The 8,343-nt window shown below is 74.9% G+C and carries 8 protein-coding genes; 4 read left to right on the forward strand and 4 right to left on the reverse strand.

The annotated features are described in order from the left end of the window. Nucleotides 1-48 precede the first annotated feature (48 nt). The 3 genes from ACI79D_RS24140 to ACI79D_RS24150 form a co-directional block, all read right to left on the reverse strand. Complete coding sequence (locus ACI79D_RS24140) at nt 49-1,059, reverse strand: threonine aldolase family protein (protein ID WP_456921071.1); 1,011 nt, start codon at nt 1,057-1,059, stop codon at nt 49-51. Next, nucleotides 1,052-2,389: a class II 3-deoxy-7-phosphoheptulonate synthase gene (locus ACI79D_RS24145; protein ID WP_456921072.1), complete on the reverse strand. Its 1,338-nt coding sequence runs from the start codon at nt 2,387-2,389 to the stop codon at nt 1,052-1,054. Before ACI79D_RS24145 ends, ACI79D_RS24140 begins: the two co-directional genes overlap by 8 nt. A gap of 102 nt (nt 2,390-2,491) precedes the next feature. Beyond that, entirely contained in the window at nt 2,492-3,514 is a 1,023-nt protein-coding gene (locus ACI79D_RS24150) for a 6-phosphofructokinase (protein ID WP_456921073.1), read from the reverse strand. Between the two features lie 79 nt (nt 3,515-3,593). On the opposite strand from ACI79D_RS24150, the gene ACI79D_RS24155 reads away from it, so the two are divergent. Continuing rightward, the gene (locus ACI79D_RS24155; protein WP_456921074.1) at nt 3,594-4,481 is read left to right on the forward strand and encodes an NmrA family NAD(P)-binding protein; all 888 of its coding nucleotides are present in this window, start codon (nt 3,594-3,596) and stop codon (nt 4,479-4,481) included. A gap of 210 nt (nt 4,482-4,691) precedes the next feature. Further along, a complete protein-coding gene (locus tag ACI79D_RS24160; RefSeq protein WP_456921075.1) occupies nt 4,692-5,900 on the forward strand; it encodes a cytochrome P450 family protein in 1,209 nt (402 codons plus the stop codon). On the opposite strand, the gene ACI79D_RS24165 is transcribed toward ACI79D_RS24160, so the two are convergent. Beyond that, nucleotides 5,901-6,380, reverse strand: coding sequence for a polyadenylate-specific 3'-exoribonuclease AS (locus ACI79D_RS24165; RefSeq protein WP_456921076.1), 480 nt, complete (start codon nt 6,378-6,380; stop codon nt 5,901-5,903). It lies immediately after the preceding gene. A 36-nt stretch (nt 6,381-6,416) separates the two neighbouring features. Between ACI79D_RS24165 and glpK the strand changes: the two genes are divergently transcribed. Further along, entirely contained in the window at nt 6,417-7,892 is a 1,476-nt protein-coding gene (gene glpK, locus ACI79D_RS24170) for a glycerol kinase GlpK (protein ID WP_456921077.1), read from the forward strand. A 2-nt stretch (nt 7,893-7,894) separates the two neighbouring features. Next, complete coding sequence (locus ACI79D_RS24175; RefSeq protein WP_456921078.1) at nt 7,895-8,197, forward strand: DUF6221 family protein; 303 nt, start codon at nt 7,895-7,897, stop codon at nt 8,195-8,197. Nucleotides 8,198-8,343: the final 146 nt, after the last annotated feature.

Consider the following 8,343-nt stretch of genomic DNA (forward strand, 5'->3'; position numbering starts at 1 on the left):
CGTCGCGCACGAGGGCCCGGCCTCCGAGGGGGCCGGGCCCTCGTCGTCTCAGCGATCGAGCAGGCCGGCCAGGACGTCGGCGGCGCGCTCGATGCCGGCGCGGTCGACGTCGAGGTGGGTGACCAGCCGGATCCGGCGGGGACTCACCTGGGAGACGAGCACGCCCTGCGCCTTGGCCGCCTCGGCGATCACCGGCGCGGGGACGTCGTCCAGCACCACCATGTTGGTGGCGACGGTCGCCGGGTCCACGCCGAGCCGCTTGGCCAGCAGCCGGGCGTGCTCGTGGTCCTCGGCCAGCCGCGGCAGGTGGTGGTCGAGGGCGTAGGTGCAGGCGGCCGCGAGCACCCCGACCTGGCGCATCCCGCCCCCGAGCCGCTTGCGCCAGAGCCGCGCGGCCGCGATCCGCTCCGCGGAGGCGACGAGCACGGAGCCGACCGGCGTCCCGAGGCCCTTGGAGAAGCAGACCGACGCCGTGTCGGCCAGGCGGCCGTAGGTGGCGAGGTCCACGCCCGAGGCGACGTGCGCGTTCCAGATCCGGGCGCCGTCGAGGTGCACCGCGACGCCGGCCTCGCGCGACCAGTCCCACAGCCGCTGCAGCTGCTCCAGGGGCTGCACCAGCCCGCCGCCGCGGTTGTGGGTGTTCTCGACGGCGACCGCAGCGGTCGCCGTCAGGTGCCAGTCACCGCGCGGGCGGACCTGGGCGATGAGCGCGTCCGCGTCCAGCCGGCCGCCGGCGGAGACGACCGTGCGGGTCGAGATGCCGAACACCGCGGCCGCGGCACCCATCTCGTAGGTGACCACGTGCGCGTCGGCGTCGCAGAGCACCTCCTGGCCGGGCTCGCAGACCAGCCGCATGCCGATCTGGTTGCCCATCGTCCCCGAGGGCACGAACAGCGCCGCCTCCTGGCCGAACAGCTCAGCCGTGCGCTCCTCGAGGGCGCGGACCGAAGGGTCCTCCGCGTAGACGTCGTCCCCGACTTCTGCCTCGGCCATGGCCCGGCGCATTCCGGGCGTCGGCCGCGTGACCGTGTCCGACCGGAGGTCGACCAGGTCAGCCACGCAGCATCTCCGCGACGAGGAAGGCCAGCTCCAGCGACTGGCCGGTGTTCAGCCGCGGGTCGCACGCGGTCTCGTACCGGCTGTTGAGGTCCTCGTCGCTGATCTCCATCGCGCCGCCGAGGCACTCGGTGACGTCCTCACCGGTCAGCTCGACGTGGATGCCGCCCGGCCAGGTGCCCAGCGCCCGGTGGACGTCGAAGAAGCCGAGGACCTCGTCGACGATCCGGTCGAAGTGCCGGGTCTTGTACCCGGTCGAGGACTCGTGGGTGTTGCCGTGCATCGGGTCGCACTGCCAGACGACCTGGTGGCCGCCGGCGGTGACCTTCTCGACGATCGGCGGCAGGACGTCGCGGATCTTGCCGTTGCCCATCCGGCTGATCAGGGTGAGCCGGCCGGGGACGCCGTCCGGGTCGAGCCGCTCGACCAGCTCGGTGGCCTGCTCCGGCGTCGTCGTCGGGCCGATCTTGACGCCGATCGGGTTGGCGATGCGGGAGAAGAACTCCACGTGCGCGCCGTCGAGCTGGCGGGTGCGCTCGCCGATCCAGACGAAGTGCGCCGAGGAGGCGTAGGCCCGGCCGTCGTGCACGCGCAGCAGCGCCCGCTCGTAGTCGAGGACCAGCGCCTCGTGGCTGTTGTACAGCTCGACGCCGCGCAGGGCGGCGTCGTCGACCCCGCAGGCCTTCATGAACGCCAGCGCCCGGTCGATCTCGCGGGCGATGACCTCGTAGCGGACCCCGGCCGGGGAGTTGGCGACGAAGTCCTTGTTCCACTCGTGCACGCGGTGCAGGTCGGCCAGCCCGCCGCGGGCGTAGGCGCGGATCATGTTCATCGCGGCAGCGGCGTTGGCGTAGGCGCGCACCAGCCGGTTCGGGTCGGGGATGCGCTTCTCGAGCACCGGCTCGAGGTCGTTGACCATGTCGCCGCGGTACGAGGGCAGGCCCAGGGCGTCGGTGTTCGACGAACGCGGCTTGGCGTACTGCCCGGCGACCCGGCCCACCTTCACCACCGGCACGCTCGCGCCGTAGGTGAGGACGACGGCCATCTGCAGCAGCGTCCGCGTGGTGCTCTGCAGGTGCGCGTCGGTGTTGAGGTCGAAGGTCTCCGCGCAGTCGCCGCCCTGCAGCAGGAACGCGCGGCCCTGGGCCACCTCGGCCAGCCGGGTGCGCAGCTCGTCGACCTCGCTCGGGGCGACGATCGGGGGCACCGAGGACAGGGTGGACAGCACGGTGTCCAGCGCGGCGCGGTCGGGCCACTCCGGCTGCTGGGCGGCGGGCAGTTCCCGCCACCGGTCCAGACCGGGGACCAGTTCCGCGGGATCAGGGAGCGTCACACCTCCAGAGGGTACCGGCGACTTCGCCGCAGCCCTCCGGAGCGGCCCCCCTGCAGGGTCCCGCCGCGAGCCTGCGAGGGGCGGGGGCAGGGGGGTCCTCGATCAGCCGAAGAACACCTCCACCTCGGCGTAGCGCTCCACCGGCACGAGCTTGAGCTGTGCGGTCGCCGTCGACAGCGGCACCCGCACGATGTCGGTGCCGCGCAGCGCCACCATGACGCCCGACTCGCCGTCGTGCACGGCGTCCACGGCCGCCAGCCCGAAGCGGGTGGCCAGCACCCGGTCGAACGGCGACGGCGTCCCGCCGCGCTGGACGTGCCCGAGGACGACGCAGCGGGCCTCCCGCCCGGTCCGCTGCTCGATCAGCGAGGCCAGCGCGGTGCCGATGCCGCCCAGCCGGACGTGCCCGAAGGCGTCCTTCTCCCCCGTGGCCAGCACCAGGTCGCCGCCCTTGGCCTTGGCCCCCTCGGAGACGACGACGATCGGCGAGTACCCCGAGTCGAACCGGTGCTGGCAGTGGGCGACCACGGCCTCGACGTCGAAGGGCTGCTCGGGGATGAGCACGACGGTCGCGCCGCCGGCCATGCCGGAGTGCAATGCGATCCACCCGGCGTGCCGGCCCATGACCTCGACGACGAGGGTGCGGTGGTGGCTGTCGCCGGTGGTGTGCAGCCGGTCGATCGCCTCGGTGGCCACGCCCAGCGCGGTGTCGAAGCCGAAGGTGTAGTCGGTGGAGTCCAGGTCGTTGTCGATGGTCTTCGGGACGCCGACGATGCGCAGCCCGGCCTCGGCCAGCTTGGTGGCCACGCCGAGGGTGTCCTCCCCGCCGATGGGGATGAGCGCGTCGATGCCCAGGCGCTCCAGGTTGGCCATCAGCCGGTCGGGGCCGCCCTCCAGCGCGTAGGGGTTGGTCCGGGAGGTGCCGAGGACGGTCCCCCCGCGGGGCAGGATCCCGCGCACCGCGGCGAGGTCCATGGCCACGGTGTCGGCGTCGAGCACGCCGCGCCAGCCGTCCCGGAATCCCACGACCTGGTCCCCGTGCTGGACGCCCTTGCGGACCACCGCGCGGATCACCGCGTTGAGGCCCGGGCAGTCACCGCCGCCGGTCAGGATGCCGATGCGCATGGACGACCTCCGCGGGAAGGGTTTGCGCTGCTCAGGAGTTGGTGCGGGCCATGATGCCGTACCAGGGCCGGGAACAGGCATGTCTCGGGTGATCGCCGTCACCGGGGCCACCGGGGTGCTCGGCGGGCGGGTCGCCGACCGGCTGGCCGGCCGGGACGACGTCGCGCTGCGCCTGGTCGTGCGCGACCCGGCCCGCGTACCGGGGCTGCCCGGGGCGCAGGTCGTCGCCGCGCCCGGCGGCTACGCCGACGGGCCGGGGCTCACCACGGCGCTCGAGGGCGTGCACACCCTCTACCTGGTGTCGGCCGCGGAGGCCGAGGACCGCCTGCGGCAGCACCTGACCGCCGTCGCGGCCGCTGCGGCCGCGGGCGTGCAGCGGATCGTCTACACCTCCTTCCTCGGTGCCTCCGCCGACGCCGTCTTCACGCTGGCCCGCCAGCACGCCGCCACCGAGGACGCGATCGCCGCCACCGGCGTGCGGGCGACGGTCCTGCGGCACTCGATGTACGCCGACTTCGTGCCGTTCTTCGCCACGCGGCAGGACGGCCGGGCGGTGGTCGCCGCCCCCGCGGGTGAGGGCCGGGCGAGCTTCGTGTCCCGCGACGACCTGGCCGACGTCGGCGCCGCGGCGTTGCTGGACGACTCCGGGGCGCTCGACGGCCGCACCCTCGACGTCACCGGGCCGGAGGCGCTGTCGCTGGACGACGCCGTCGCCGTCCTCGCCGAGGTCACCGGCCTGCCCGCGGAGTACCGCCGGGAGACGGTCGAGCAGGCGTGGGCCTCGCGTCGCCCGTCGGGTCACCCCGACTGGGAGATCGAGGGCTGGGTGAGCAGCTACCTCGCGATCGCGGCCGGGGAGATGGCGCCGGTGACCGACGTCGTCGCCGAGCTGACCGGCCACCCGGCGCGGACGGTGGCCGAGCACCTGCGCGCGCACCCGGAGGACTGGGCGCACCTGAGCGGCTGAGCGGCACCGGGCGGAGGACGACGGCACTGTCGGGGGCCGTCCCCCGCCGCCTGGCGTCGGCGCCGCTCGTCCGTGCTCCCCTGGAGGCCTGCGATGGACACCCCCGGCTGACGACCGGGCGCGGCGGGACGCTCCGGCCTTCTGCCCGCGGCTCTCCGGTGCGAGGCTCGGGCCGACCCACGGGGGCAGCGCAACCGGAGGACGACGGCCATGACCGTGCCCACCAGCCCACTGGCCGACCTGGCCGACCCCTTCCCCGCGCTCGCGGCGTGGCGGGAGAGCGGCCCCGTGCGGCGCGTCGACGAGCGGCTGGGCATGGCCGTGTGGGTGGTCGCCCGCTACGACGACGTCCTGGCGGCGCTGTCGGACCCCCGGCTCAGCAGCAACCCGCACGTCGCCCACGACCTCACCGAGCGGCTCCGCGGCGACTTCCTCAGCCGCAGCATGATCGGCGCGGACCCGCCCGAGCACACCCGGCTGCGCCGGCTGGTGTCCAAGGCGTTCACCGCCCGCCGCGTGGAGGGGCTGCGGCCGCGGGTCGAGCAGCTCACCGGGACGCTGCTGGACCGGATCACCCCGCGGGGCCGCGCCGAGCTGATCGGCGAGTTCGCGCTGCCCCTGCCTATCACCGTGATCGGCGAGCTGCTCGGCGTCCCCGAGGCCGACCGGGAGCGCTTCCGCGCCTGGACCGACGAGATCCTGGACCGGCCGTTCGACCCGGACACCGACATGGAGCTGGTGACGGCGGCCCGCGAGCGGATGTACGGCTACCTCGCCGACCTCGTCGACGCCAAGCGCGCCCGGCCCGCGGACGACCTGCTGACCGACCTGGTCCAGGCCACCGACGAGGGCGAGCGGCTGGACCGCCAGGAGCTGCTGGCGATGACCTTCCTGCTGCTCATCGCGGGGTACGTGACCACGGTCAACCTCATCGGCAACGGCACGCTGGCGCTGCTGCGCTCCCCGGACCAGCTCGACCTGCTGCGCGCCGACCCGTCCCGGGTGCCGCAGGCGGTGGAGGAGGTGCTCCGGTTCGACGGCCCGGTCAACCCGGGGCTCACCCGCTACGCCCTGGAGGACCTGGAGATCGGCGGGGTGCGGATCCCGCGCGGGGAGGTGGTGCTGCTGTCCATCGCCGCGGCCGACCGGGACCCCGCCCGCTTCCCGGACCCGGACCGCTTCGACGCCACGGCCACCCCGCCCGGGCACCTGGCGTTCGGCCACGGCGTCCACTACTGCCTGGGCGCGCCGCTGGCCCGGCTGGAGGGGCAGGTCGCGTTCACCGCGCTGCTCGAGCGGCTGCCCGACCTCGCGCTGGCCGTGCCCGAGGAGGCGCTGCAGTGGTCGGCCGGGGGCGTGCTGCGCGGCGTGCGGGCACTCCCGGTGACGTTCACCCCCACGCCGGCGCGGGCCGCCTGATCAGCGGCGGTCCATCGCCCGCCAGCGGGCCAGGTTGTACCGGGCGTCGACCAGCGCGTCGTGGGTGCCCTCGGGCCTGGGCGGCAGAGGCGGCTGCCCGAGGTCGTCCCAGCGCTGGCGCAGCTCCCGGGTGAACCGCGGGATCGGCCGCGGCAGGGCCGGCATCGGGCCCCACAACTGGCACAGCGCGACGTGGTCGTACGCGGCGAACCAGGCCCACAGCTCGATCTCCTGCCCCGGGCCGGTGAGGAAGGCCAGCAGGTCGTCACGGATCCGCTGCCGGCTGCGCCACGCCCGGTCCGACGGCGGGGGCAGTTGGTCGAGCACGTTGCGCCGCACCCACGGGATCGCCTTGTCCGGGTCGAACTCGGTGCTCACCGCGTAGAACTCGCGCCCGGTCTCGTCGACGACGCCGATGGACACCAGGTCGATGGTGGTCCCGTCCTCGATGAACTCGGTGTCGTAGAAGAACCGCCGCACGCACCCACCGTAGGGGCGCGCGTTAGGTTGCCGCTCATGCCGGTGTTGGCGATCGACGCGGGGACGACCGGGGTGACCGCGCTGGTCGTGGGCGAGGACGGCCACGTCCGGTCCCGCGGCTACCGCGAGTTCGCCCAGCTCTTCCCGCGCCCGGGCTGGGTCGAGCACGAGCCCGAGGACATCTGGACGGCGACGCTGGCCGCCTGCCGCGAGGCACTGGCCGGCACCGACGTCGCGCCGACCTGCGTGGGCATCACCGACCAGCGGGAGACCGCGGTCGTGTGGGACCGGCGCACCGGGCGCGCGCCGCGGCCGGCCGTCGTCTGGCAGGACCGCCGCACCAGCGGCATCTGCGACCGGTTGCGCGAGGCCGGGCACGAGCCGCGGGTCGCCGAGCTCACCGGCCTGCGGTTGGACCCCTACTTCACCGCGACCAAGTTCTGCTGGCTGGCCGCCGAGGAGTCCGGGCTGTGGGCCGGCGTCCGCGACGGCCGGCTGGTGCTGGGCACGGTGGACTCCTTCGTGGTGCACCGGCTCACCGGCGGCGCGGTGCACGTCACCGACGCGAGCAACGCCTCGCGCACGCTGCTCTACGACCTCGAGCGCGGCACGTGGTCCGACGAGCTGTGCGCCCTGTTCGACGTCCCCCGGGCCGCGCTGCCCGAGGTGGTGCCCAGCTCCGGCGTCGTCGGCACCACCGACCCCGACGCGTTCCTCGGCCTGGAGCTGCCGGTCGCGGGCATCGCCGGGGACCAGCAGGCGGCGTTGTTCGGGCAGGCCTGCTACTCCCCCGGCGACAGCAAGTGCACCTACGGCACCGGCTCGTTCGTGCTGCAGAACACCGGCTCGACGCCGGTCCGCTCGGACGCCGGCCTGCTCACCACCGTCGCGTGGGACCTCGGCGACGGGCTGGTCTACGCGCTGGAGGGGTCGATCTTCGTGACCGGGGCCGCGGTGCAGTGGCTGCGCGACGGGCTGGGCCTGATCGACTCCGCCGCCGAGATCGAGGGGCTGGCCCGCACGGTGCCCGACGCCGGCGACGTCGTCTTCGTTCCCGCCCTCACCGGGCTGGGTGCCCCGCACTGGGACCCGCACGCCCGCGGCGCCGTCCTCGGCATCACCCGCGGCACCTCCCGCGCGCACCTGGCCCGCGCCACGCTGGAGGCGATCGCCTTCCAGGTGCGCGACGTCGTCGACGTCATGGCGAGCGAGGCCGCGCTGGCGGTGCCCGAGCTGTCGGCCGACGGCGGCGCCAGCGCCAACGACCTGCTGCTACAGCTGCAGGCCGACCAGCTCGGCGTGCCGGTGCGCCGGCCGGTGGTCACCGAGACCACCGCGCTCGGCGCGGCGTTCCTCGCCGGCCTGGGCACCGGCGTGTGGGCCGGCACCGGGGAGCTCGCCGACACCTGGGCGCTGGACCGCCGCTTCGAGCCCGAGGCCGGGCGGCGGGACGACGGCCGGCACGAGCGCTGGCAGGCGGCCGTGGCCCGGGCCGGCGGCTGGACGGCGTGATCATGGGGACGACCGGCCGGCACCGCGACCTGCCCACCCGGGACGGCGACCTCGTCGAGTTCCTGCTCGCCCGCTTCGACGAGGACGAGGAGGCCGCCCGGTTCGTCCAGGCCAGCCCCGCGCCGACCAACCGGGCGCTGGTCGACCACGTGCTGCGCGACGCCGGCGCCAAGCGCCGGCTGGTCGAGTACTTCCGCGACCTGGAGGAGCAGGGCGCGCACGGCGACACCATGGACCACGCCCTGCGGCTGATCGGCCAGACCTACGCCGACCACCCGCACTACCGCGACGAGTGGCGCCCCTGAGCCTCGCCGTCGCAGCCCCGGTACCGCTTTCCCGCGTGCTCGTGCTCTGCCCACCGCCGTGGGCCGAGCACCAGCACCCCCTCGGCGGCACCCCGGGCGAACGCGGCGATGGTGGCGATCCGCCGCCGGTCGGGGACCAGCTTCAG

This window comes from Geodermatophilus sp. SYSU D00708, assembly GCF_054050115.1.